Genomic DNA, 1,677 nt, shown 5'->3' with positions numbered 1-1,677 from the left:
CGGTTTCGCGGCAGACAACGAAAAGGCACGGAACCTTGGCCGCAAGACCGTGGACATACGCTTCGGTATCGGACCGGTAGAGCGTCAGCGGAAGGGTGGCGGCATGGTATTCCGCGCTCTCGCCTTCCTGCCGCAGCAGCTTCCAATCGGCCTCATCCGCGCCCGGCAGGATGCCAGTGGCACGCCAAACGACATCAGCCCATCGAGTCACGCCCGGCGACCTGCGCAGGACGATTCCGATAGGCATGGATTGCGCGAATCTTGGCAACTTTTGCAAGAATACTCCGGTCGGTTGGTGAGAACAGTGGGTTGTATAATCGAAGATCCGGGGGGTGAATCAAAGGGTAAATAAAATTTAACGCGATCAATTTTCCGCATGCTGCAACGCAGCAAGTGCCCCAAAGGAAAGGGAGCGCTAACAGGCGTTAAAAACAAGTTATCCGACTGTTTTTATCTGATAATTTTTGCTGCGCTTGCGAAGCGCACTATTCTGCATCGGGGGTGCTGAATTGGGGTTTGCGGCTTGTGGCAAAGCCCTTTAGTTTGCATGCGCGACAGCGAAAGCTGCCAGGGCTGCGGCCCTGCTAGCGGCTTGGGGGGAACATGCCGAAAACTTTGCTTCTTTGTGACTGCCTCGGCAGTCAGTCCGTGGACGCCGATACCATCGCAACTGCCAGCGACATGGTTTGTTCGCGTGTGCATACGGCGCTCTGCACCAAGCAGATCGACGTCGCCGCCAAGGCATTGGCCGAAGGTGAGGTGACAATCGCCTGCCAGCAGGAACGCCGACGCTTCGAGGAACTGGCGGAGGAGATCGGTAGCGAAATTCCCGGCTTCGTCGATATCCGTGACCGTGCGGGCTGGCATGACGACGACGGCGATGCCGGCCCCAAGATGGCCGCGCTGGTGGCCGAGGCGAATCTGGCGATACCTCTGCCGCGGGCATTGGATGTCGTGAGCGAGGGCACCTGCCTGATCCTCGGTCCCGCCGATGCGGCACTCGACGCGGCGCGCCGTCTGTGCGACACGCTCGCCGTTACCGTTTTGCTCACGTCCGGCGAAGATGCGGCGGATGCGGACCCGCGGTTCGATGTCGTATTGGGCCGGTTGCGCAGCGCCAAGGGCGCCTTGGGTAATTTCGAAATCGTGTTTGACGGCCTGCGCCAGCGGATACCGGGCGGCCGAGGCGCGCCGGAGTTTACCGCCCCGCGGGACCGGGCCGAATCCCAATGCGATATCGTTCTGGACCTGACGGGCGAAGCCGCGCTGTTTCCGGCCCCCCACAAGCGCGATGGCTACCTGCGCGCCGATCCGGGCAGCATCCCCGCCCTTGCCGAGGCGGTGCGCGAAGCCTCCGAACTCGTCGGTACTTTCGAAAAGCCGCTCTACGTACGCCTTACCGAAAGCCTCTGTGCGCATTCGCGCGCGGGGCAGGTGGCCTGCACCAACTGCCTCGATCTTTGCCCCACCGGGGCGATTACGCCCGATGGGGACCACGTCGCCGTCGATCCGCTGATCTGCGCCGGATGCGGTGCCTGTTCCGCGGCCTGCCCCTCCGGCGCCATTACCTACGATGCACCGCCGGTGGACGCACTGTTCCGCCGGTTGAACACCCTTGCGGAGACCTATCGCAAGGCGGGGGGAACGACCCCCCGATTGCTCGTCCACGATCAGGAC

The 1,677-nt window shown here is 62.4% G+C and carries 2 protein-coding genes; one reads left to right on the top strand and one right to left on the bottom strand.

The genetic code is table 11. The features are described 5' to 3' along the window. The coding region (locus tag A3764_RS20630) for a DUF3305 domain-containing protein (protein WP_150122349.1) at positions 1-247 on the bottom strand (247 nt) is incomplete at its 3' end. Between the two features lie 356 nt (positions 248-603). Here A3764_RS20630 and A3764_RS20625 point away from each other — a divergent pair. After that, positions 604-1,677: 4Fe-4S dicluster domain-containing protein (locus A3764_RS20625; protein ID WP_150122348.1), on the top strand; the 1,074-nt coding region annotated here is incomplete at its 3' end.

This window comes from Sulfitobacter sp. HI0129 (assembly GCF_001635395.1).
In the GTDB taxonomy this organism is placed as follows: domain Bacteria; phylum Pseudomonadota; class Alphaproteobacteria; order Rhodobacterales; family Rhodobacteraceae; genus Sulfitobacter.
The sequence above is the reverse complement of the archived record's forward strand: the minus strand, read 5'-3'. Positions and strand labels throughout refer to the sequence as shown.